General features: G+C 59.7%; 21 protein-coding genes. 8 read left to right on the top strand and 13 right to left on the bottom strand.

Annotated features, from left to right (window positions below):
- Positions 1-23 precede the first annotated feature (23 nt).
- The gene (locus tag JUI81_RS06805) at positions 24-1,565 is read left to right on the top strand and encodes a phosphoenolpyruvate carboxykinase (RefSeq protein WP_019581745.1); all 1,542 of its coding nucleotides are present in this window, start codon (positions 24-26) and stop codon (positions 1,563-1,565) included.
- 147 nt (positions 1,566-1,712) lie between these two features.
- Here the strand turns inward: JUI81_RS06805 and JUI81_RS06800 are convergent, their stop codons facing one another.
- The 5 genes from JUI81_RS06800 to JUI81_RS06780 form a co-directional block, all read right to left on the bottom strand.
- Positions 1,713-2,066, bottom strand: a complete 354-nt coding sequence (locus tag JUI81_RS06800; RefSeq protein WP_204123968.1) for a DUF1493 family protein — start codon at positions 2,064-2,066, stop codon at positions 1,713-1,715.
- The gene (locus JUI81_RS06795) at positions 2,063-2,296 is read right to left on the bottom strand and encodes a hypothetical protein (protein WP_019581747.1); all 234 of its coding nucleotides are present in this window, start codon (positions 2,294-2,296) and stop codon (positions 2,063-2,065) included. Before JUI81_RS06795 ends, JUI81_RS06800 begins: the two co-directional genes overlap by 4 nt.
- Before the next feature lie 113 nt (positions 2,297-2,409).
- On the bottom strand, positions 2,410-2,706 hold the full coding sequence (locus tag JUI81_RS06790; protein ID WP_019581748.1) for a hypothetical protein: 297 nt from the start codon (positions 2,704-2,706) through the stop codon (positions 2,410-2,412).
- A 346-nt stretch (positions 2,707-3,052) separates the two neighbouring features.
- Positions 3,053-4,180 (bottom strand): hypothetical protein, encoded by a 1,128-nt coding sequence (locus JUI81_RS06785; RefSeq protein WP_019581749.1) that lies wholly within the window; start codon positions 4,178-4,180, stop codon positions 3,053-3,055.
- A 96-nt stretch (positions 4,181-4,276) separates the two neighbouring features.
- The gene (locus JUI81_RS06780; RefSeq protein WP_019581750.1) at positions 4,277-4,561 is read right to left on the bottom strand and encodes a hypothetical protein; all 285 of its coding nucleotides are present in this window, start codon (positions 4,559-4,561) and stop codon (positions 4,277-4,279) included.
- Positions 4,562-4,866: 305 nt separating this feature from the next.
- On the opposite strand from JUI81_RS06780, the gene JUI81_RS06775 reads away from it, so the two are divergent.
- The 4 genes from JUI81_RS06775 to JUI81_RS06760 all read left to right on the top strand — a co-directional run bounded on the left by JUI81_RS06775 (position 4,867) and on the right by JUI81_RS06760 (position 9,607).
- On the top strand, positions 4,867-5,370 hold the full coding sequence (locus tag JUI81_RS06775) for a polysaccharide deacetylase (RefSeq protein ID WP_204123967.1): 504 nt from the start codon (positions 4,867-4,869) through the stop codon (positions 5,368-5,370).
- A gap of 423 nt (positions 5,371-5,793) precedes the next feature.
- A complete protein-coding gene (locus JUI81_RS06770; RefSeq protein WP_204123966.1) occupies positions 5,794-7,722 on the top strand; it encodes an ATP-dependent DNA helicase RecQ in 1,929 nt (642 codons plus the stop codon).
- A 123-nt stretch (positions 7,723-7,845) separates the two neighbouring features.
- Positions 7,846-9,072 carry a 3-hydroxyacyl-CoA dehydrogenase gene (locus tag JUI81_RS06765; RefSeq protein WP_204123965.1) on the top strand — a complete coding sequence of 409 codons (1,227 nt, stop codon included), beginning with the start codon at positions 7,846-7,848 and terminating at the stop codon, positions 9,070-9,072.
- Between the two features lie 103 nt (positions 9,073-9,175).
- Positions 9,176-9,607, top strand: coding sequence for a thioesterase family protein (locus JUI81_RS06760; RefSeq protein ID WP_204123964.1), 432 nt, complete (start codon positions 9,176-9,178; stop codon positions 9,605-9,607).
- A 67-nt stretch (positions 9,608-9,674) separates the two neighbouring features.
- Here JUI81_RS06760 and JUI81_RS06755 read toward each other — a convergent pair whose 3' ends face one another.
- From JUI81_RS06755 to JUI81_RS06740, 4 genes are all read right to left on the bottom strand, one after another.
- On the bottom strand, positions 9,675-10,166 hold the full coding sequence (locus tag JUI81_RS06755; protein ID WP_019581756.1) for a glycine zipper domain-containing protein: 492 nt from the start codon (positions 10,164-10,166) through the stop codon (positions 9,675-9,677).
- 235 nt (positions 10,167-10,401) lie between these two features.
- Positions 10,402-12,750, bottom strand: coding sequence for an FdhF/YdeP family oxidoreductase (locus JUI81_RS06750; protein ID WP_204123963.1), 2,349 nt, complete (start codon positions 12,748-12,750; stop codon positions 10,402-10,404).
- Positions 12,747-13,586: a formate dehydrogenase accessory sulfurtransferase FdhD gene (fdhD, locus tag JUI81_RS06745; protein WP_028939581.1), complete on the bottom strand. Its 840-nt coding sequence runs from the start codon at positions 13,584-13,586 to the stop codon at positions 12,747-12,749. The genes JUI81_RS06750 and fdhD overlap by 4 nt, the downstream gene beginning before the upstream one ends.
- A gap of 94 nt (positions 13,587-13,680) precedes the next feature.
- Positions 13,681-14,568 (bottom strand): LysR family transcriptional regulator, encoded by an 888-nt coding sequence (locus JUI81_RS06740; RefSeq protein WP_019581758.1) that lies wholly within the window; start codon positions 14,566-14,568, stop codon positions 13,681-13,683.
- A 137-nt stretch (positions 14,569-14,705) separates the two neighbouring features.
- On the opposite strand from JUI81_RS06740, the gene lysM reads away from it, so the two are divergent.
- Positions 14,706-15,146, top strand: coding sequence for a peptidoglycan-binding protein LysM (gene lysM / locus JUI81_RS06735; RefSeq protein ID WP_018929300.1), 441 nt, complete (start codon positions 14,706-14,708; stop codon positions 15,144-15,146).
- A gap of 55 nt (positions 15,147-15,201) precedes the next feature.
- Here the strand turns inward: lysM and yrfG are convergent, their stop codons facing one another.
- Positions 15,202-15,864 carry a GMP/IMP nucleotidase gene (gene yrfG, locus JUI81_RS06730; RefSeq protein ID WP_007939517.1) on the bottom strand — a complete coding sequence of 221 codons (663 nt, stop codon included), beginning with the start codon at positions 15,862-15,864 and terminating at the stop codon, positions 15,202-15,204.
- Between the two features lie 90 nt (positions 15,865-15,954).
- Between yrfG and nudE the strand changes: the two genes are divergently transcribed.
- Positions 15,955-16,521, top strand: coding sequence for an ADP compounds hydrolase NudE (nudE, locus tag JUI81_RS06725; RefSeq protein WP_018929298.1), 567 nt, complete (start codon positions 15,955-15,957; stop codon positions 16,519-16,521).
- Positions 16,518-17,351, top strand: a complete 834-nt coding sequence (cysQ, locus tag JUI81_RS06720; RefSeq protein WP_019651490.1) for a 3'(2'),5'-bisphosphate nucleotidase CysQ — start codon at positions 16,518-16,520, stop codon at positions 17,349-17,351. The genes nudE and cysQ overlap by 4 nt, the downstream gene beginning before the upstream one ends.
- A 109-nt stretch (positions 17,352-17,460) precedes the next feature.
- Here cysQ and JUI81_RS06715 read toward each other — a convergent pair whose 3' ends face one another.
- Genes JUI81_RS06715 through JUI81_RS06705 form a run of 3 tightly spaced genes read right to left on the bottom strand, consistent with a single transcriptional unit; the run spans position 17,461 to position 21,156 of the window.
- Positions 17,461-17,916, bottom strand: coding sequence for a thioesterase domain-containing protein (locus JUI81_RS06715; protein ID WP_019581760.1), 456 nt, complete (start codon positions 17,914-17,916; stop codon positions 17,461-17,463).
- Positions 17,917-17,956: 40 nt separating this feature from the next.
- Positions 17,957-19,351, bottom strand: a complete 1,395-nt coding sequence (locus tag JUI81_RS06710) for a sigma-54 dependent transcriptional regulator (RefSeq protein ID WP_019581761.1) — start codon at positions 19,349-19,351, stop codon at positions 17,957-17,959.
- Positions 19,348-21,156: an ATP-binding protein gene (locus JUI81_RS06705; RefSeq protein ID WP_204123962.1), complete on the bottom strand. Its 1,809-nt coding sequence runs from the start codon at positions 21,154-21,156 to the stop codon at positions 19,348-19,350. The genes JUI81_RS06710 and JUI81_RS06705 overlap by 4 nt, the downstream gene beginning before the upstream one ends.
- Between the last annotated feature and the right edge of the window lie 15 nt (positions 21,157-21,171).

Here is a 21,171-nt window from a genome sequence, read left to right as displayed (position 1 = left end):
GCCACTGGCCGACGGGGAACCTCATGACGCAAGCCAATAACGCCGTGTACACCGATCTGAGTGTTGATGATCTGGTTAAACAAGCCCTGAGTCGCGGTGAAGGCGAGCTTGCCGATACCGGCGCGCTGGTTGTTCGCACCGGTCACCGTACCGGCCGTTCGCCAGTCGATCGTTTCATCGTTGAAGAGCCGACCACCCAGGACGCTATTGCCTGGGGTCCGATCAACCGCAAGTTCCCGGCCGACAAGTTCGATGCCCTGTGGGCTCGCGTCGAGGCGTTCAACAACGCGCAAGAGCATTTCGTTTCCCACGTGCACGTAGGTTCGGCTGAAGAGCACTACCTGGCCGTGAAAATGACTACCCAGACTGCCTGGCAGAACCTGTTCGGTCGTTGCCTGTTCATCAACCCGGCCCAGTACAACCCGGCCGGTCGTGAAGAGTGGCAAGTTCTGAACGTCGCCAACTTCGAGTGCGTGCCAGAGCGTGACGGCACCAACTCCGACGGTTGCGTGATCATCAACTTCGCGCAGAAAAAAGTGCTGCTCGCTGGCATGCGCTACGCCGGTGAAATGAAGAAAGCCATGTTCTCGGTGCAGAACTTCCTGCTGCCGGCCGCCGACGTGCTGCCAATGCACTGCGCCGCCAACATCGGCGAAGCGGGCGACGTGACCCTGTTCTTCGGTCTGTCCGGCACCGGCAAGACCACCCTGTCCGCCGACGAAAGCCGTTACCTGATCGGTGACGACGAACACGGCTGGGGCGAGGGCGTGGTGTTCAACATCGAAGGCGGTTGCTATGCCAAGTGCATCGACCTGTCCGAGAAGAACGAGCCGGTCATCTGGAAAGCCATCAAACACGGCGCAGTCCTGGAAAACGTTGTTATCGACGACGCCAAGCACGCCGATTACACCGATGTCAGCCTGACCCAGAACAGCCGCGCCGCCTACCCGCTGGAGCACGTAGCCAAGCGTTCCGAGAAGAACTTGGGCGGCGAGCCAAACGCAGTGATCTTCCTGACCTGCGACCTGACCGGCGTGCTGCCGCCAGTGTCGATCCTCAATGAAGAACAAGCGGCTTACCACTTCCTGTCCGGCTACACCGCTCTGGTGGGCTCGACCGAAATGGGTTCCGGCAGCGGCATCAAGTCGACCTTCTCCACCTGCTTCGGCGCACCGTTCTTCCCGCGTCCGGCTGGCGAATACGCAGAACTGCTGATCAAACGCATCCGCGGCTTCGGCTCCAAGGTCTACCTGGTCAACACCGGCTGGACCGGCGGCGGCTACGGCGTCGGCAAACGCTTCAACATCCCGACCACCCGCGGCGTGATCGCAGCGATCCAGAGCGGCGCGTTGATCGGTGCCGAGACTGAGCACCTGGACACCATCAACCTTGACGTGCCATTGGCTGTGCCGGGCGTTGAGACTGGCCTGTTGAACCCACGTAACACCTGGGCTGACAAGGCTGCTTACGATGAAGCTGCTAAAGCACTGGCCGGGTTGTTTGTTGAGAACTTCAAGAAGTTCGACGTGAGCGACGCGATCAAGGCTGCTGGGCCGAAGTTGTAAGAGTTGGTTTGATGTAATGAGAAAGCCGCCCTTTGGGGCGGCTTTTTTATGGGCGCTGATTCAGTTCCCTTGAGGCATAACTGGCAATATTCCCGCAGTAAACACGCTAAACAGCCAGAATAATTCCACTTCTGTTGATCAGATCCCCTAGACCCCTTCCACTTCCTGCGTGTCCCACCGTTGTTTCTTGATTGCTTTATAGAGCATGCCAATGGTCAGCGGCACTTTGTCGCCACGACCCTTCGCCCGGCGCTTGAGAAACACATCAAACCCTTCAGGCTGAAAGTACCGATACGCGTCGTAGTCGACGAAGTCGATGGCGAATTGTTCTTCCAGCGCTTCCATCAGATGCCGCGCATCTGCGCCGTCACAGCCCAGGTCGAAGTTGATCGAGGTGGTGAGGCTGATGGTTTTGCGTTCGGGCAGGCCGAGTTCTTCGTGCAGTAGCTGCATGAGCAGGTGCATGGCGTGATCGTCGGGGACGTTGGGGGCGAGATTCATGGTGCATCGTCCGTTGGGTGTATATCGATGAGGCTGATTAAGCCTGACTTTGCAGCGAGTCGGTCGTCAATAAACGCTGCGAACTTGGTCTGAGTCAGATCGGTAGCCATACGAATTTCTTGGACTTGCAACGCATCAACATGAAGTTCGCGGGGAGGCTCACGCCCGCCGCGGATGATTTCGTTCATCTGTTGCACGCTTTCCATTAGCTCATCAAAAAACATGCTCATGGTTATCTCCAGTGTTCGATGACGGCTTTCGATGCTCTGCGTCCCAAGGGTCGAGCGCGGAGCGTCCGTAGAGGCATTCCCACGCGGAGCATGGGAACGATCTTCACTCGGCGTTAGGCCGGTGCTTTCCAACCCATCATGCGTTGCTGGGCGACTTTCAGCAGGTCGCAGCCGTCTTGGGTCAGCAAGTAGAGCGCGTGGGTGATGTGGGGAATGTCTTCGACATCGCCTTGCTTGAAGCAATGGCAGTGCAGGGTTTGGAGTAGATCACTGGAGGCTCGGATGCGCTGGAGGGCGGCTTCGAGGATGTCTTGGGGATTGGCCTCTGTGTCGATGATCAGGGGCGGGGTATCGGTGAGATTGGATTGGAGTGGGCGGTAACGATCGGTGAACGGTTTCCATGAATTCATTGTTTGTAGCCTCAAATGCATCAGGAGTAACCGCCGCCATCGTGACCAAGCGATGGGAGGCGGACTGTGTTCGGGTTGGTCAACCAGTGAGGCTCACATTCCTGGCACGCCCGAGAGCGTCCCAAACACAGCCACCATATAGCGTGCAGGCACTTGAAGTGCCGGCAGCATACAACGGACGCGCATATATGAACCATTCGGGTGACCAAGCCCGAGCCGCTGATTTGGCAGCGACGGTCACGACTATAGATTTGAGCTACAGTGCGGCGATAGGCGACAAGGTGCCTTCTGTTGTAGGAACGGTATGAAGATTTCATAGGCCGTTCCTACCGATCCGCCATCGTTTTCAACAAATAGACCGATACGCTGCACCATCCAGCACGCTGGTAGTCAGCCCGGTCGCCGGCGTGTAGATCGTGCCTTTAACTGCTGAGAAGTTGACCCCTTTACTGCCCAGCGAAACGTAGCGTTCGCCTTGATCCAGTTCGGTGAAGTAGGTGTAGGAATACTTGTGCATCAGCCGGTACTTGGCTTCGTCGTTGACCATGGTCTTGCGCAGGTTATCCAGATCGGCCTGGGTCAGGTTCAGCGGCTTGTTGAGTCGCACACCCCAGCGCTGGAGGCAGACTTCGGCGAAGTGGCGGACGATGCGCCCTGGTTCGGCCAATGCTTTGGGGCCGCTGACACCGTCTGCTGCGGCGTTACCGACCAGCGTGCCATGGCGGCCGGGCATGGGGTAAATGTGGGTCCGGGTGCCGGTTGCCGTTTGTGGGATAACGCAGCTGAAGCCTTTGGAGCGCTCGTCTCGGGCGTAGAAACCGACGTATTCCTTTACGTTGGTATTGAGTTTTACTTTGTCTTCCTGAAAGTTGCCGATGCCCGGCACCGGATCAATCGCAAAAATATTCACCGGGATGTTCTTCAGGGCGCTGTCCTTGAACATGGCGTTGGCCAGCATGTGGCAACTGATACCGCCACGACTCCAACCTACCAAGTTAACTTTGGTGGGGATAATCCCATCTTTACGAAAGGTCTTGATGATTTGTTCCTGTAACTTCTGTTGGGTCACGCTGCGGTCGCCGTAGTTGTACTTGCGCCACATCCAGGAACCTTCGACGATGACGTCTTCAATGGGAATGCCAGCAGCCTTGAGTCGGTTGTATTCAGTCTCAGTCAGCTTCTCACGCTCCCAGTCGCACTTGCCTTTGATGATGTTGATGGCGTGCTGGACATTCTCTCCCCAGCCTTTGCCGAACAGCGTACCGCTCAGTCCATAATCCTTGGATTGGGTGAACAGTTCGTCAGCTTGCAGGTTGCTGGTGCCGGGACCATCGATCACGACCCATTCGGCAAATTCGCGACCACCGTGATGGGATGCCAGTGTCGAGACCAATTCACCGTTCCAGTAAGTTGGGTTCTGACTGTCGAACTTTGTCGAGCCGGTACCGCAAAAGAAAATGGTTAATGCTGTCATTGTGTTGCCCTTAGTTGATGTAAGAGCAAGCAGGCTAGTGTTGATTATTATAATAATAAAGCGATTGGTTGTTGCGGGGTTTGTAGTTTTATTTTTTCAGATTGGATGTATTTGTTGTTTTGCGACTTCAAGTAATTCGCAGCCGTCTTGTGTTAATAAATAAAGCGCATTAACGATGTTGGGGATGTCTTTCACATCGGCCTGTTTGAAACATAAACAGTAAAGTGTTTCCAGTAGATCGCTGGCCGCACGCAGGCGTTGTTGGGCGGCATCGAGCAGGTCGCCATGGCTGGCATCGGTGTCGATGACCAGCACCGAGGTGTCGCTGCAACTGGTCTTGAGTGGGCGATAGCGGTTGGTCAACGGGTTGAACGTTTTCATGGTTGAGGCGTGTCCTGTACGAAGTCGCTCCGACGGGCCGATACAGTGTTTCCAGCCGTGTCGAAAACTATAGAGGGCCACAGCGAGGCGTCGCAAGGTGGTGCAAGTGGACAGGTTTTGTAGGGGGTTTACCGGTGTTATCGCCCTTTGCCTACGCGCCCCTCGACAATTTTTTAAGCTTTTGCCCTGGAGGTCGATATTCCTACGGGATTGTCAGGCTTAACGCATCCAGCCTCTGGAGGGTGCGCGCCAGAATGTGTAGGACGTTTCGAAGCGTCTGGGTCGACTCTTAAAGGGAATTAGGCATGCAATGGCTACGTGTGGCCTCGATTTTATTGTTGTGGGCCGGTGTTTGTCGGATAGCGGGTGCTGCCGACGTCGGTCATTCGCTGGTCCGCGCCAACATGGAGCGAACCGGTTGGCCGGATGCGCTGACCACCCAAGCGGACATCGACACCGCATCTCGCGCCGAGGTGTTGATGGTGGGCAAGGCGTTGCTGGCCAGCGAAGCGCTGGATGAGCAGGGGCTGAAACAGCGACTGGGCGTGCGGGCTGTGAAGCTCAAGTCGGTCAGGCAAGTGCGTGACGGGTTGTGGGATCGGTTGCTGATCACCTATCGCAGTGCCAGTCAGGACTGCGAGGACCAACTCTTCTGTCCTCGTGTACGTAGCGTCGACGATCTGCGTCAGCTGGCGGCGGCGTTTACGGGCGAAATCAGCCCGGCTTATACGGTTTGGGCGAGCAAGAGCCGGGTGTTTCATGAACAGGCGCTGGATGAGCAGTTGCGGGTGGCGGTGTTGGTGCCATAGCCACCCGGCGTCAGTCAATTGATGACTAAGTCTGTGAGGTGCCGCCCAGAGTCGTAGGCGTTGCGAGGAGAGGGGGTTCGTCAGGGAGCTTCATGCAGCCGTTCAGCAGCAGGGATGCAAAGACAAAGGCGATTGGAAAAAACAGAGTGTCAGGCATGATTGTTCCTTTGTGAGGATCCGCGTGCAGGCGTCCTGCCTTGATGAAAACTTCGCGGATAATGGTTTTTCTCGGGGCGAACCTTATCGGCTGACAGGGGGCTGATGTCAGGGGGCAAAGTGCCTCGTTTGTTTCAATCTGTGGCGAAGGAATCGATGGGTTGACGCTGTATCATCCCGTATCGTTTTTGCCCCCGACCTTTTCTCGACTTGCTGCGTTCGCCGGCTAGGCTTTGGGCTTCGCAGCGGTCAACGGAGTGACAGCTTATGCACAACACCCTGGAACAGGTTTTCGGTTATCCACAGTTTCGGCCCGGCCAGGAGGCGGCGGTCAGCGCGGTACTGGCCGGGCGTTCGGCGGCGGCGATTTTCCCTACCGGATCGGGCAAATCCCTGTGCTATCAGTTACCGGCCATCCTGCTGCCGCACCTGACGCTGGTGGTCTCGCCTCTGCTGGCGTTGATGCAGGATCAGTTAGCGTTCTTGCAGCGCCATGGGATTGCGGCGGGCAGTATTGATTCGGCCCAGAGTCGCGATGACGCCAGCGATGTGATGGCCCGGGCCAAGTCTGGTGAATTGAAGATTCTGATGATTTCCGTGGAGCGCCTGAAGAACGAGCGCTTTCGCCATTTTTTGCAGCAGGTACCGATCTCGCTGTTGGTGGTGGACGAGGCCCACTGCATCTCCGAGTGGGGTCACAACTTCCGCCCCGACTACCTCAAGCTGCCGGACTATCAGCGCCAGTTCAACATCCCTCAGGCGCTGCTGCTGACGGCCACCGCGACACCCAAGGTGATCGCCGACATGGAGGCCCGGTTCGCCATTGCGCCTGAGGATGTGGTGACCACCGGTTTCTACCGGCCCAATCTCAATCTGTTGGTGGAACCGGTGCGTGGCCAGGACAAACGCCGCCGCCTGGTCGAGTGGATGAGCCAGCGTCCCGGCCAGCCCAGCATTGTCTACGTCACTCTGCAGAAAACCGCTGAGCACATCGCCGAACACCTGGGGCGCAACGGTATACAGGCAGAGGCCTATCACGCCGGTTTACCCCACGAGCAACGGGAAGCGATTCAGCGCCGGTTCATGGGTGGGCAGTCCAATTGCATCGTCGCCACCATTGCCTTCGGCATGGGCATCGACAAAAGCGATATCCGCAACGTGGTGCATTTCGACCTGCCCAAATCCATCGAAAACTACAGCCAGGAAATCGGCCGCGCCGGGCGTGACGGGCAGCCGTCCGATTGCCTGGTGCTGGCCAACCGCGACAGCCTCAACGTGCTGGAGAATTTCGTCTACGGCGACACACCGGAGCGGGACGGCATTCGTTGTGTGCTCGACGAGTTGCAAGCCGCAGCGCCCGAGGGGCAGTGGGAGTTTCTGCTGGGGCCTTTGGCCGATCAGAGCAACATTCGCCAGTTACCGCTCAAGACCTTGCTGGTACAGCTGGAGTTGCGTGGGCTGATCGCTCCGCGCTATGCCTATTACGCGGAATACCGCTTCAAGTATTTGCAGGAGCCGGAAGCGTTGCTGGCCCGTTTCGAGGGTGAGCGCAGGGACTTCGTCTCGGCGATCATCCAGACTTCCAGTCGCGCACGGACCTGGGCCACGGTGAATTTCGACGCACTGTATCAGCAGCATTCCGCCGAGCGCAGTCGAGTGGTCAAGGCGCTGGATTACTTCCAGGAAAAGGGCTGGGTGGAGCTTGAAAGCAAGCAGATGACGGAGGTCTATAGCCTGCTGCAAGCCGACTTCGATTCCCAGGCCTTGAGCGCCGAATTGCACACCTACTTCACCCAGCACGAACGCACCGAGATTTCGCGGATTCACGCCATGCTGGATCTGTTCGCCACCGACCACTGCCTGGGATATCGCCTGGCCGAGTACTTCGGCGACGAAAACGCGCCACGGCGATGCGGGCATTGTTCGGTGTGTCACGGCCACGTAGCGCGGTTACCCGAACCACCGGAATTGCCGGCGCTTGTGGATAAAAATTTCGAGGTGCTGTGCGGTGATTTTATCCACAGGCACCAGCAGCACACGGGAAGTGCTCCATCGGCGGAGCGCGTGACGCGGTTTTTGTGCGGGATCAGCGTTCCGTTGTTTACCAAGCTCAAGGCTCGGTCGATTCCTGGGTTTGCGGCGCTGGAAGATTATCCGTACGCCGAGGTCCGGACGTGGGCTGAGGCGAACCTCTGACCTGCGGGATCGGGACGCATCCATCCGCTGAATGTCACCCATCACGGGAATAAACTTCAAAAACACCCATAGGCTGACTATGGTGAGGACTGTCTTTGGATCGCCAATAAGAGAACAACAACCATGAGCCAGACATCGTTCGATATTCAGCGCGCCGCCGTGATTGGCGCGGGCACCATGGGCCGTGGCATCGTCATGTGCCTGGCCAATGCCGGGGTGCCGGTGCAGTGGGTCGATAACAATCCGCAGATGCTTGAGCAGGCGCTGACCAGCGTGGCTGACACTTACGCCCACAACGTGCGTCAGGGGCGGGTCGATCAGACCGAGGCGGATGCGCGCATTGCACGGGTAACGGCGGCTGCCGATTACGCTGCGATCCGCGATGTTGATCTGGTGATCGAAGCGGTCTACGAAAACCTCGAGCTGAAGCAGAAAATCTTCCGCGAACTCGACGGCCTGCTCAAACCTGAAGCGATTCTGGCCAGCAATACCTCGGCGTTGGATATCGACGCCATCGCCGCCGCCACTCGCCGCCCGCAGCAGGTCCTGGGCCTGCACTTCTTCAGTCCGGCGCACATCATGAAGTTGCTGGAGATTGTGCGCGGTGCCCAGACCGCGTCGGCGGTGCTTGATGCAGCCCTGACGCTGGGCCAGCGTATGGGCAAGGTCAGCGTGGTCTCGGGCAACTGTCACGGTTTCATCGGCAACCGCATGCTGCATCCGTACGTGCTCGAAGCGCGCAAGATGCTGCTGGAGGGTGCGTTGCCTTATCAGGTGGATGCGGCGCTGCAAGGTTTTGGTTTCGCCATGGGGCCGTTCCGCATGTATGACGTGGTCGGCATTGACCTGGAGTGGCGCGCGCGGGAGCTGGCTGGCAAGGGCCAGGATGCGCCGGAAGTTCAAGTGGACAATCGTTTGTGCGAGCTCGGGCGTTTCGGTCAAAAGAGCGGCGATGGGTATTACCATTACGAACCGGGCAGTCGTCAGGCTGAGCACGATGTGGAAGTCGATGCGCTGGTACTGGAAGTCAGTGAAGGGCTGGGGTTTCAGCGGCGTGAGATAGGGCCAGAGGAGATTCTTGAGCGCAGCTTGCTGGCACTGGTCAATGAAGGGGCGAAGATCCTTCAGGAAGGCATTGCGGCGTCGGCGCATGACATCGATCTGGTGTACCTCAACGGTTATGGTTTCCCGGCGGACAAGGGCGGGCCGATGGCCTGGGCGGATCAGCAAGGGCTGGCGGATATTCATCTGCGGTTGTTGCAACTTGAGACCAAGCAGGGTGATCACTGGGCGCCGGCGCGGTTGATTGGAGAGTTGGCGGCGCAAGGCAGAGGGTTTGCCGAGATGTGATTTTATGTGGCATCTGTGAGGGCTCCTTCGCAAGCAAGCCCGCGAATGAGCACGACGCGATTTTCGCCTTAGACTGACGATCCAACTCCAGGAACAAACGCTGATGTCCAACCCGATGCCCCAACGCACCGACTACCCCTATTTCCAGCCCATCACCACCCGCTGGCACGACAATGACGCCTACGGTCACGTCAACAACGTCACCTACTACAGTTTTTTCGATACGGCGGTGAACACCTACCTGATCGAAGTCGGCGGTCTGGATATCCATGACGGTGAGGTGGTGGGTTTTGTGGTGAGTTCGGCCTGCGATTACTTCGCGTCTATCGCCTTCCCGGATCGGATCGAGATTGGCCTGCGGGTCGGCAAGTTGGGCAACAGTTCGGTGCAGTACGAGCTGGCGGTGTTCAAGGCTGGAGAAGATGAGGCCTGCGCGGCAGGGCGCTTCGTGCATGTATTCGTCGATCGGCTGTCGAACCAGCCGGTGGCGATTCCTGCCGGATTGCGTGGGGCATTGGAGCGACTGGCGATCTGAGGGCAAAAAAAATCGCAGCCCGAGGCTGCGATTTTTGGATCTACCGGCAAACGAGGCGATTCAAGCCTCAGTCGCGATAGCGATGGTGATGCTTGCGATGCCCGTAGGCATGGCCACGACCCGGATGGCCGTCACGGTAGTAGCGACGATCATCATCGTCATAACCACGACGATAGGAACGACGATCATCGTCGTCATTGCTACTGTTGCCCATGTGATTACCCAGCGCGCCACCGAGGCCGCCGCCTGCTGCGGAGCCGATCAGGCTACCGGTGGTGCCGCCCATGCTGCGGCCAACCACGTTACCGCCAGCTGCGCCCAACGCACCGCCAATGGCGGCTTCGCCACGGCTGTGTCTGTCTGCGCCAACTGCGCTACCACCCGCGCCGCCCAGGGCCGCGCCAATGGTTGAACCTGTACTGCCGCCTAGCGATTGACCGACGACCGAGCCAAGAACCCCGCCCAATGCGCCGCCCACACCTGCTTCGGTGGTGCCGCCAGCAGACGCGAAGCCACTGACCAGGCCAAGGGACAACAAGAGAATCGAGGAGAACTTCATAGAGGAACCTCAAGGGGATGACGGCGCGATCCTGAGGCTGTGTCGTGGTTGTGACAACATAAATCCGACGAGTAACACGACTTGAGCACATTTCTATAAGTTGCTGTTTTTTGGGCGGAACTTAAGTGTTTTTCGCCGGTCTTTAGCTACTTCTCAAAGGCCGTTTTCATATGAAAACGGCCTTTTTTGTGGGCGATTGGAAAGTACGGATCGGAAAAATTTGTTGAGTGGGCCGTCAAGCTGACTTGGCCATGATCAACCCGGTTTCACTCGCCGCCTCCAGCCGGATCGCCACAAACTTCGACGTCGGCGTATGGCTGCCATCCCCAGTGCTTTCCAACGGCACCAGCGGGTTCACTTCCGGGTAGTACGCAGCCGCTTGCCCGGCAGGAATATCAAACGCCAGCAGGGTGAAGCCCTTGACCCGCCGCTCACGGCCATCATCCCAGATCGATACGATGTCAGCCTTCTGCCCCGGTTTGAAGCCCAGGCGAATGATGTCGGCTTCATTGACGAACAACACATCCCGCTGACCTTTCACCCCGCGATAACGATCATCAAGACCATAAATGGTGGTGTTGTACTGATCATGGGAGCGCATCGACTGCATGATCAGGTCCGGCAGTACGCCGGTGGCGCGGGTGCGTTCGTGTACCAGGTCTTTGGGCAGGGTGTTCGGACGGAAATTGGCCCGACCCGATGGGGTATTCCAGCGACGTGCGCCGGCACTGCTGCCCAGGTAGAAACCGCCGGGGTTCTGGACTTTCTCGTTGAAGTCCCGAAAGCCCGGGATGGTGTCGGCGATCAGGTCGCGGATGCGGCTGTAATCAGCCACCAGCCAGTTCCAGTCCACCGGTTTGCTGCCCAGGGTCGCGGCGGCGATACCAGCGATGATTGCAGGCTCCGAGCGCATCAGGTTCGACAACGGTTGCAACTGACCGTTGGAGGCGTGGACCATGCTGAAGGAGTCTTCCACGGTCACCGCTTGGGCGCCTTCGGTCTGGATATCAATATCGGTGCGGCCCAGGCACGGCAGGATCAGCGCGTCTTTACCATGGATCAAATGGCTGCGGTTGAGCTTGGTGCTGATCTGCACGGTCAGGTCGCAGTTGCTCAGGGCCTGGAAGGTCCGTGAGCTGTCCGGGGTGGCTTGGGCGAAGTTGCCGCCCAGGCCGATGAAGACTTTCGAACGGCCTTCGGCCATGGCGTGAATCGCCTCGACCACGTTGTGGCCGTTTTCGCGCGGGACCTTGAACTGGAAGCGCCGCTCCAGAGAGTCGAGGAACGCCGCCGGCGGACGTTCGTTGATGCCCATTGTCCGGTCGCCCTGCACGTTACTGTGGCCGCGCACCGGGCACAGACCGGCCCCCGGCCGGCCGATGTTGCCGCGCAGCAGCATCAGGTTGGCGATTTCCTGGATAGTCGCCACCGAATGGCGATGCTGGGTGATGCCCATCGCCCAGCACATGATCACGTTCTTGCCTTTGGCGTACATGCGCGCCGCTTGCTCGATTTCCACCAGGGGCAGGCCGGATTGCTCGACGATCTGCTCCCACGGGGTGTCGTCGACGATGCCGAGGTATTCCAGAACATTGACGCTGTGTTCATTGAGGAAGTCGTGGTCGAACACCGCAGGCTCCCCCGCCTTCTGCGCATCGCGCTCCCATTGCAGCAGGAACTTGGCCATGCCGCGCATGATCGCCATGTCGCCGCCCAATGCCGGACGGAAGTACGCGGTGTTGGTCGGCTTGTCGCCGTTGGTGAGCATTTCGATCGGGTGTTGCGGGTGCTGGAAGCGTTCCAGGCCGCGCTCTTTCAGTGGGTTGATGCACACCACCTGCGCACCGCGTTTCACCGCTTCGCGCAGTGGCTCGAGCATCCGCGGGTGGTTGGTGCCAGGGTTTTGGCCCCAGACAAAAATTGCATCTGCATGTTCGAAATCGTCGAAGGTCACGGTGCCTTTGCCGACTCCGACGCTTTGGGCCAATGCCACACCGCTGGCTTCGTGGCACATGTTCGAGCAGTCGGGGAAATTGTTGGTGCCATAGGCGCGCACGAACAATTGATAGAGGAACGCCGCTTCGTTGCTGGCACGGCCCGAGGTGTAAAACTCGGCCTGATTCGGGCTCGACAGCCCTTGCAGGTGTTTGCCGATCAGGGCGAAGGCGGCTTCCCAACTGATCGGTTTGTAACGATCGGTTTCGGCGTCATAGCTCAGCGGCTCGGTCAGACGGCCCTGGTACTCGAGCCAATAATCACTTTGTTCCAGCAACGAGCTAACGCTGTGCTTGGCGAAAAACGCGCCATCGACACGCCGTTTGGTCGCTTCCCAGTTCACTGCTTTGGCGCCGTTCTCGCAGAACGCCACCATGCCGGCTTCCTTAGAATCGCCCCAGGCGCAACCGGGGCAGTCGAACCCGCCGTTCTTGTTGGTCTTGAGCATCATGCGCAGATTTTTCAACGCGTTGTCGCTGGTCAACCAGGCACGGGCAACGCTGGCCAGCGCGCCCCAGCCACCGGCCGGTCCTTTATAAGGCTTGTAACGTGGAACGGGTTTCTGGTCGGCTTGTTGGTGTTGGCTCACGCTTGTTTCTCCGTCGCGGGGCTGTAGACCCGCGGCGCACTTTTTTGCGGCAGGTGGATGAGATTGAGGTTGTGTCGACGGGCCCATTGCACGGCCAGGCCCGTGGGCGACGACAGGCTGACCAGGGTCTGGATGCCGGCGCGTAAAACTTTCTGGATCAATTCGAGGCTGCAACGGCTGGTGACAATCGCCAGACCATCGGTGGTCGGAATCTTCTGGCGGATCAACCCACCGATCAGCTTATCGAGGGCGTTGTGCCGACCGATGTCTTCACGGCCCAGCAGCAATTCGCCTTTGCCGTTCATGAACACCGCCGCATGCACCGCGCCGCAATGCTGGCCCAAAGGCTGGAATTCGCCGATGCGATGGCGCAGGCCGTCCAGCCATTCGGCCGGGGGCAGCGGGGCGCCGGGCAGCACCTTGAGATCGGGCAGCGCTTGCTCCACCGCTTCCACGCCACAGAGCCCGCAACCGCTGGTGCCGGCCAGTTGCCGGCGCTGCTGCTTGAGGTTCCAGAAGGCGCGGTTGGCGATGGTCACTTGCGCGTATTGCGCCGAACCCGAGCCGCTGAGTTGCAGGTCATAGATGTCTGAAGCGTCTTCGATGATGCCGCTGCCGAGGCTGAAGCCGACGATGAAGTCTTCAAGGTCCGTCGGCGTCACCAACATGACGGCCTGGCTGATGCCGTTGTAGGCGATCGCCAGCGCGACTTCTTCGGCCAGCGCGGTGCTGGACGATTCGGAGTATTCAAGGTTGCAGTAACTGTATGTCTGGCTTGCGGCGGGCGCGGGCGTTTCGAGAGCGGGCGCCGCGCAGCCGGGGCGCTTGGCGTTCATTAGGCATCACCGACGGTTTGGTCAGCTTTAAGCCTAGGCGTGTCAACATGTCACGTCTAATCGCTATTACTGATCTACCGATAGATGGCGTCGATCAAGAGTCTGTCAGTGATTTCTGATAGATCGCAAAACAGGCTTCTGCCAAGGCCGAACGCGGAGCACTACGACGCATGATCAGCCCCAGCCGGGCGAGGGTCTGGGCGCTTTCGATGGGTTGCAGGCGCAAGTGATCAGTGAGGTTTTCGAGGCCGCTGTTCAGCGGCATCACCGCGCAGCACAGGCCACCGTGTACCGCTTGTAACAATTGGTGGACTGCATCGGTTTGCAGCAACGGCTGTGGGGTCAGGCCACGGCTGTGGAAGTTATGGTCGATGGACTGACGAAAATGCATGCCGCTGGTGAGCATGCCCATGGGTAGTTCGATCAGCGACTCCCAGCTCAGTGGCGTCTCGCCGAAACTGAAGAAGCGTTGATCGTAGAGCAGGCCCATGTGGGTTTCGCTGAACGCCAGGGAGTCGAAGCGCTCGCCGTCCAGATGCTCCAGGTACGATACGCCGAGGTCGAGACGGTTATTCGCCAGTTGTTCAAGGATCTGTTCGGAACTCAGGGCCGAGAGTTCGAACCGCAGGTTCGGGTGTGCGGCGTGCAGGCGTTGCATCAGCGGCACCGGGTCGAAACTCGACAGCGGCACCACCCCCAGACGCAACGTACCCACGAGGTTGCCGCGACAGGCCGCCGCTTCGGCCTGCAAACCGTCGTAGGCCGCCAACACCGTACGCGCCCATGCCAGCACGCGCTCACCCGGCGCAGTGAAACCTTCGAAGCGTTGGCCGCGATTGACCAGCGGCAGTTCGAGTTCTTCCTCAAGGCTGCGCAGACGCATGGACAACGTCGGCTGGGTGATGTGGCAACGCGCGGCGGCCTGGCCGAAGTGTCGGGTTTCGTCGAGAGCGATGAGGAATTTCAGCTGCTTGATGTCCATCTTCGCTCCAGGGCGCCGGCAAGGTTTGCGATTCTACCGCCTGCGCGGGGTTGGGTCATTGGTCGGCTGGGAACCGGTCTTCAAACGACTGGTCTAGTCTTGGGCGTCTGGAACCCAAACCCCAAGGAGCGTGCACCATGAGTATTTTTAGCTTTGTGAAAGAAGCAGGTGAAAAACTTATTGATCTGCTGACACCCGGCAATGCCAACGCCAGCGAGCAGCTGAAGGCACACATCAGCAAGGTCGGCTTGGGTAACCCGAATGTTCAGGCGACCATCGATGGCGACAAAGTCACCGTCACCGGTGAAGTGGCAAGCCAGGAAGAGAAGGAAAAAATTCTGTTGGCCGTGGGCAATATTGCCGGTGTCGGTAGTGTCGATGACCAGATCACCGTAACGGGGCCGGTTGCCAAGGCAGCGCAGTTCGTCACCGTTAAAAAGGGCGACACCCTCAGCGCGATTTCCAAGGCGGCATACGGCGACGCGAACAAGTACAACAAAATCTTTGAAGCCAACAAACCAATGCTTTCGCACCCGGACAAGATCTATCCGGGGCAGGTGTTGCGGATTCCTGAATAACACAGAACCTGTGGCGAGGGAGCTTGCTCCCTCGCCACAACGACCGCGTCAGACTCTAAAGCCCTGCGATGAGCTCCCGATAATCCCCCACCGCCGCAAACTCTGCCGTGTCCTTCGGCCCTTTGCGGCTGTCCGGCTCGCTGACGGCCAGCAGGTGCGCCACCCCAAAGTTGCGTGCGCTGCGCAGGATCGGCAGGGTGTCGTCGATGAACAGACAGCGTGCCGGGTCGAAGCCGATATCGGCCTGCAAGGCATCCCAGAACTGCGGGTCTTCTTTGGCGAAACCGTAATCGTGAGAGCTGATCAAGCGCTCGAAATACGGCGCCAGTTCAATTCTTTCCAGTTTCAATGACAACGAGTCGCGGTGGGCGTTGGTGATCAGTACCACGCGCTTGCCGGCCTGTTTGATTGCTGCCAGAAAAGTGTCCGCATCCGGACGCAGGGCGATCAGGTGCGCGGTTTCCAGTTTCAGTTCGCGCACCGACAACTTCAGTTCGGCGCTCCAGAAGTCCAGGCAATACCACTGCAACTGACCGGCATGGCGCTCGAACAGTGGCTGCAATTCCAGCTCCGCCATGGCCAGGCTCACCCCGTGCAACTCGGCATAACGCTTTGGCAGGTGTTCCAGCCAGAAATGGTTGTCGTAGTGCAGGTCCAGCAGCGTGCCGTCCATATCCAGCAGAACGGTATCGATGTCGCGCCAGGGCAGCAGGGACATAAAAAACTTCTCCAGCGGTAAAAAAGATATCCGAGGTAAACAATCAGGATAGGCCGGGTATAGTAACGCGTTCACGCCAAGGAGCTTCTCATGCGCCAGAAACCCACCATACTCGCCCGCGAGATCGTCGCCACCAGCCGATTATTCTGTGTCGAAGAGCTGAAATTGCGCTTTTCCAATGGCGTGGAACGCACTTACGAGCGATTGGTCGGCAAAGGCGCTGGTTATGGTGCGGTGATGATCGTGGCGATGCTCGACGCGGACCACGCCGTGTTGGTGGAGGAATACTGCGGTGGCACCGATGCCTACGAATTGTCCCTGCCCAAAGGCTTGATCGAGCCGGGCGAAGACGTGCTGGCGGCGGCCGAGCGGGAGCTCAAGGAAGAGGCCGGGTATGGCGCGCGGCAACTGGAGCATCTGACCGAGTTGTCGTTGTCACCTGGCTACATGAGCCAGAAGATCCAGGTGGTGCTGGCCACCGATTTGTACGAAGAACGCCTGGAGGGTGACGAGCCCGAGCCGATGGGGATGGACAAGATCAACCTGCGGGAATTGTCGGCGTTGGCGCAGAACCCGCGATTCACCGAGGGCCGTGCCTTGGCGGCGCTGTATCTGGCCCGTGATCTGTTGACTCAGCGTGGGGTGTTCCTGCCATGAAGTTGAATTTTCCCCATCCGTTGATGGCGCCGGTGGTCGAGCTGGCATTGAAGGCTGGCGAGGCGATCCTGCCGTTCTGGCGCGTCAACGTTGCTGTGACCGCAAAGTCCGATGATTCCCCGGTCACAGCTGCCGACATGGCCGCTCACCATGTGATTCTTGCCGGGTTGACGGCGCTGGACCCGACTATTCCGGTGCTGTCCGAAGAGGATGCCAACATCCCCCAGAGCGTGCGTGCCGGCTGGCAGCGTTGGTGGTTGGTCGACCCTCTGGACGGCACTAAGGAGTTCATCTCCGGCAGCGAAGAGTTCACTGTCAATATCGCGCTGATCGAGCAGGGGCGTGTGGTGTTTGGCGTGGTGTCGATGCCGACCAGCGGGCGATTTTATGTCGGCGGTGCCGGGCTGGGTGCCTGGCGTGGCGATAAAGGCGCCGAGCCGTTGCCAATTCAGGTTCGCGAGGTGCCGGCTGCGGGTGAAGCCTTCACGGTGGTCGCCAGTCGTCGGCATTCAAGCCCTGAGCAGGAGCGCTTACTGGCGGGGTTGAGTGACAGTCTGGGCGAGCTGCAACTGGCGAATATCGGTAGCTCACTGAAGTTTTGCCTGCTGGCGGAAGGGGCTGCGGATTGTTATCCGCGATTGGCGCCAACTTCGCAGTGGGACACGGCCGCGGCTCAAGGTGTGCTGGAAGGCGCCGGCGGTGAGGTGCTGGATTTGAGCGGCGCGCCGTTCTGTTATCCGGCGCGGGAATCGTTGCTGAATGAGTTCTTCCTGGCGCTGCCGGCTAAAGCAGCTTGGCGGGAGAAACTATTGGCGCTCGCTCGGGCGTAAAGATCAAGAGATCGCAGCCTCGTTTCACTCGACAGCTCCTACAGGGGGCGCGCTTCTCTGTAGGAGCTGTCGAGTGCAACGAGGCTGCGATCTTTTAAGATCGTTTGCTTTACCGGTGAAGGACGTATTGCCCGGTAAACCTCACCGCATCCTCATCACTCCCTGCATTCACGATCCGCGAATGCAGCGTCAACCGCGCTCGCCCATAGCGTCGATACATCGCCAGGAACTTCCTCCACACTGCTGCATTCGGCGCCTGGCAAATCGCTGTCGCGTCCATGGTGACCGGCAGCGGGTAGTTGATCTGCCCTTCCTGAATCACGATGTGCCCGTCTTCGATGCCTTCTTCACGCAAACGCAAATGCAGCCAGCCCCAGCCGGCGAGCACCGCGCCGCAATACAGGCTGCCACCGAACATGGTGCTCTTGTGATTGACGTTGGGCGCAAGCGGCAGATGCAGGCGCAGTTGTTGGTCATGCCAGTCGAGCACTTTGAGGCCCATATCCCGCGTGAGGGGGATGTCGCGATAGAGGATCGATTCCAGGTGACGACTGTCGCGGTTCATTCGCGGGCCTTTTGTTTGATGAGGATGATTTTACGGTAGCTCAATCGAGGTCGTCGGTATGGCTGCTGGTGCCGCCATCGGCGAAGTTCAGGCCATGCTTGCGCAGTTTGTCGTGCAGGGTTTTGCGCGGAATGCCGAGCGCTTCGGCGAGGCTGCGCACGGAGCTGTGCGAGCGCGCCAGTTCGGCGGCAATCAGGCTCTTCTCGAAGTTCTCGACTTGCTCGCTCAAGCCGCCGCTGACCACTTCAACCGTGGTGCCGACACCGCCATCCGGCGCACTGTTGTCCAGTGCCAGCTCCAGGCCCAGGGCAAAGCGCTCGGCGGCGTTCTGCAGTTCCCGCACGTTACCTGGCCAGCGGTGACGCAGCAGCAGCGCCCGTTGCCCCGGTTGCAGTTCGTGGGGCGGCAAGCCGTGGCGGGCGCTGGCTTCGTCAGCGAAATGCTGGAACAGCACCAGCGCATCTTCGCCCCGTTCGCGCAGTGGCGGAATGCGCAACGGCGCAACGTTCAGGCGGTAATACAAGTCGGCACGGAAGCGCCCCTGATCGGCGGATTGCCGCAAGTCTTCCTTGGTTGCGGCGATGATGCGGATGTCCAGCGGGATCAACTGATTGCCACCCAGGCGCTCGACGACCCGCTCTTGCAGCAAGCGCAGCAATTTCACCTGCACATCCAGGCTCATGCTTTCGATTTCATCGAGGAACAACGTGCCGCCGTTGGCGAATTCGAACTTGCCGATGCGGCGCTTCTGCGCGCCGGTAAACGCGCCGGGTTCGTGACCGAACAGCTCGCTTTCCACCACCGACTCGGCCAGGGCCCCGGCGTTGATTGCCACGAACGGGCCGTTACGCCGACTCGACAAGTCGTGCAGCGCGCGGGCCACCACTTCTTTGCCAGCACCGGTTTCACCGAGGATCAGCACGTCAGCCTTGGTCGCTGCCAGCGCCCCGATCTGCTCGCGCAGGCGCAGCATTGGCGTCGATTGCCCGACCAGTCGGGCGCTCAGTTCGTTGCGATCGCTCAGGGCCAGCCGCAGGCTGCGGTTGTCCAGTACCAGACGGCGCAGGGCCAGCGCGCGACGTACGCTGTCGAGCAGGGCGTCGCTGGCGAAAGGTTTTTCCAGAAAGTCATAAGCCCCGGCGCGCATGGCTTGCACCGCCAGGGGTACATCGCCGTGGCCGGTGATCAGCAGCACGGGCAGCTCCGGATCCTGGGCGTGGAGTTCGGTCAGCAGTTCGAGGCCGTCCATGCCCGGCATGCGGATGTCACTGACCACCACGCCTGGCCAGTCGCGTTCCAGTTGCCCGGCCAGGCCCTTGGCTTCAGCGAGCGGCAGGATCTTCAGGCCGGCCAGGTCCAGGGTCTGGCTCAGGGCTTGGCGCAGGTGGGGATCATCGTCGATCAACACGACCTGGATGCGGTTGTCGATGGTCATGCACTTCGGTCCTCGGACGGTTGCAGGCTCACACCCGGCGCGCCTGCGCGCAGCTTCAGGGTAATCAGGGCGCCGCCTTCCTTATGGTTGGAGAACGACAGTTCACCACCGAAGGCGCGCATCAGGGTGTCGCAGATCGCCAGCCCCAGCCCAAGTCCCTGAGTGCGGGTCTTGGTGGTGTAGAAGGGCTCGCCGGCACGACCCAGCGCTTCCAGGCAGAACCCGGGGCCGTTGTCGCGAATGTACAGAGTGACGCCGTCGGTGGTGGATTGGGCACTCAACCAGAGTTTACGCGGCGGGCCTTTTTCCGTCAGCGCATCGAGCGCATTGGCCAGCAGATTGCCGAGTACCTGGCGCAGACGGGTTTCTCCGGCCTCGACCCACAGGGTGGCGGCCGGCAGGTCGCGGATCAGCTCGACTTCCATGCTGCGCCGACGCTTGGCCAGTAACGCCAGGGCGTCGTCCAGCGCCGGTTGCAGGGCCACGCTCTCCGGGGCGTGGCGATCACGTCGGGCGAAGGCGCGCAGGTGGGCGATGATCGACGCCATGCGCCCGGTCAGTTCGCTGATCAGCTTGAGGTTGCCGCGAGCATCTTCGGTGCGCTGATGATCGAGCAGCACTTCGGTGTTTTCCGCGTAGCTGCGGATTGCCGCCAGCGGTTGGTTGAGTTCATGGCTGATACTCGCCGACATTGTCCCCAACGCCGAGAGCTTGCCGGCCTGTACCAGATCATCCTGAGCGCGTACCAGTTCTTGCTGGGCATGTTCGCGCTCCAGCACTTCCTGTTTCAGTCGACGGTTGAGGCCCTCGAGGTCGCTGGTCCGTTCGGCGACCCGGCCTTCCAGTTCCTGGCGGGCCTTGGCTTCGAAGGCGATCCGCTCCAGGTAATGGCGTCGGCGTTGCATCATCAGGCCGAGCAGCAGCATTAATACCAGCAGCGTTGCGCCGCCGATGGCCACGACTGTGCGCACGGGGCGGTCGATCAGGGTGCGTGGAGCAAGGATACTGACACTCCAGCCGGTTTCTTCGATCTGCCGGGTTTGGGTCAGCCAGGCATTGGGGTCGAGACTCAACGGCTTTGGATCGCGGGTCGGATAGGGTTGAATCGCGGCGACGGCCTTGTTCTCCTCATCGCTCAATGGACGGGTCGAACGGAAACGCCATTCTGGCCGCGACGTGAGGATGACCACACCGTTGTGGTCGGTGACCAGCAGTTGTTCCGGGGTTTTGCCCCAGAGGCTTTCGGTGTGATCGAGGTCAACCTTGACCACCAACACGCCGATGATTTTTTCACGATCGTGTACCGCCGCCGCGAAGAAGTAACCGCGCTTGGCCGAGGTAGTGCCCAGGCCAAAGAAGCGCCCCAGGCGCCCGGCCATGGCTTCACTGAAATAAGGACGGAAAGAGAAATTGCGACCGACGAAGCTGTCGTTTTTATCCCAGTTGGAGGCCGCCAGCGTCTTGCCGGTGGTGTCCATCAGGTACATGACTTCGGCGCCGGTCTGGGCACTGATGTGTTTCAACAGGCGATTGGCATTGCCTTGAATCACGCCCTCGTCGGGTGCGCCCAACGTCGCACGCAGGGCGGGCAGGTCGCCGAGAATCTGCGGCAGCACTTCATAGCGGTGCAGGGTACCCAGCAGGTTGGCGACGTAGAGGTCGAGGGTCTGACGGTTCTGCCCGGCCAGCTCGCTGCGGTAATAACGCTCGGCCAGATGCTCCAGTGGCCACAGCAAGGGTGCCAGGCACAACGCAAGCAGTGCCAGGCTGCGCCAGCGGGGTCTGCGGGGGAGGGTCGGTGTCATGAGCATCAAGCGCCT

It is taken from the genome of Pseudomonas sp. 008 (genome assembly GCF_016861935.1).
Lineage (GTDB): Bacteria > Pseudomonadota > Gammaproteobacteria > Pseudomonadales > Pseudomonadaceae > Aquipseudomonas.
The sequence above is the reverse complement of the archived record's forward strand: the minus strand, read 5'-3'. Positions and strand labels throughout refer to the sequence as shown.

Bases quoted from the DNA above. Each gene is read 5' to 3' on its own strand.
- JUI81_RS06755 (WP_019581756.1), bottom strand. From the start codon at position 10,166: ATGAAGTTCTCCTCGATTCTCTTGTTGTCCCTTGGCCTGGTCAGTGGC.
- JUI81_RS06770 (WP_204123966.1), top strand. From the start codon at position 5,794: ATGCACAACACCCTGGAACAGGTTTTCGGTTATCCACAGTTTCGGCCC.
- JUI81_RS06795 (WP_019581747.1), bottom strand. From the start codon at position 2,296: ATGAGCATGTTTTTTGATGAGCTAATGGAAAGCGTGCAACAGATGAAC.
- JUI81_RS06800 (WP_204123968.1), bottom strand. From the start codon at position 2,066: ATGAATCTCGCCCCCAACGTCCCCGACGATCACGCCATGCACCTGCTC.
- JUI81_RS06715 (WP_019581760.1), bottom strand. From the start codon at position 17,916: ATGAACCGCGACAGTCGTCACCTGGAATCGATCCTCTATCGCGACATC.
- nudE (WP_018929298.1), top strand. From the start codon at position 15,955: ATGCGCCAGAAACCCACCATACTCGCCCGCGAGATCGTCGCCACCAGC.
- yrfG (WP_007939517.1), bottom strand. From the start codon at position 15,864: ATGTCCCTGCTGCCCTGGCGCGACATCGATACCGTTCTGCTGGATATG.
- JUI81_RS06785 (WP_019581749.1), bottom strand. From the start codon at position 4,180: ATGACAGCATTAACCATTTTCTTTTGCGGTACCGGCTCGACAAAGTTC.
- lysM (WP_018929300.1), top strand. From the start codon at position 14,706: ATGAGTATTTTTAGCTTTGTGAAAGAAGCAGGTGAAAAACTTATTGAT.
- cysQ (WP_019651490.1), top strand. From the start codon at position 16,518: ATGAAGTTGAATTTTCCCCATCCGTTGATGGCGCCGGTGGTCGAGCTG.
- JUI81_RS06805 (WP_019581745.1), top strand. From the start codon at position 24: ATGACGCAAGCCAATAACGCCGTGTACACCGATCTGAGTGTTGATGAT.
- JUI81_RS06775 (WP_204123967.1), top strand. From the start codon at position 4,867: ATGCAATGGCTACGTGTGGCCTCGATTTTATTGTTGTGGGCCGGTGTT.
- JUI81_RS06710 (WP_019581761.1), bottom strand. From the start codon at position 19,351: ATGACCATCGACAACCGCATCCAGGTCGTGTTGATCGACGATGATCCC.
- JUI81_RS06780 (WP_019581750.1), bottom strand. From the start codon at position 4,561: ATGAAAACGTTCAACCCGTTGACCAACCGCTATCGCCCACTCAAGACC.
- JUI81_RS06790 (WP_019581748.1), bottom strand. From the start codon at position 2,706: ATGAATTCATGGAAACCGTTCACCGATCGTTACCGCCCACTCCAATCC.
- JUI81_RS06760 (WP_204123964.1), top strand. From the start codon at position 9,176: ATGTCCAACCCGATGCCCCAACGCACCGACTACCCCTATTTCCAGCCC.
- JUI81_RS06705 (WP_204123962.1), bottom strand. From the start codon at position 21,156: ATGACACCGACCCTCCCCCGCAGACCCCGCTGGCGCAGCCTGGCACTG.
- fdhD (WP_028939581.1), bottom strand. From the start codon at position 13,586: ATGAACGCCAAGCGCCCCGGCTGCGCGGCGCCCGCTCTCGAAACGCCC.
- JUI81_RS06740 (WP_019581758.1), bottom strand. From the start codon at position 14,568: ATGGACATCAAGCAGCTGAAATTCCTCATCGCTCTCGACGAAACCCGA.
- JUI81_RS06765 (WP_204123965.1), top strand. From the start codon at position 7,846: ATGAGCCAGACATCGTTCGATATTCAGCGCGCCGCCGTGATTGGCGCG.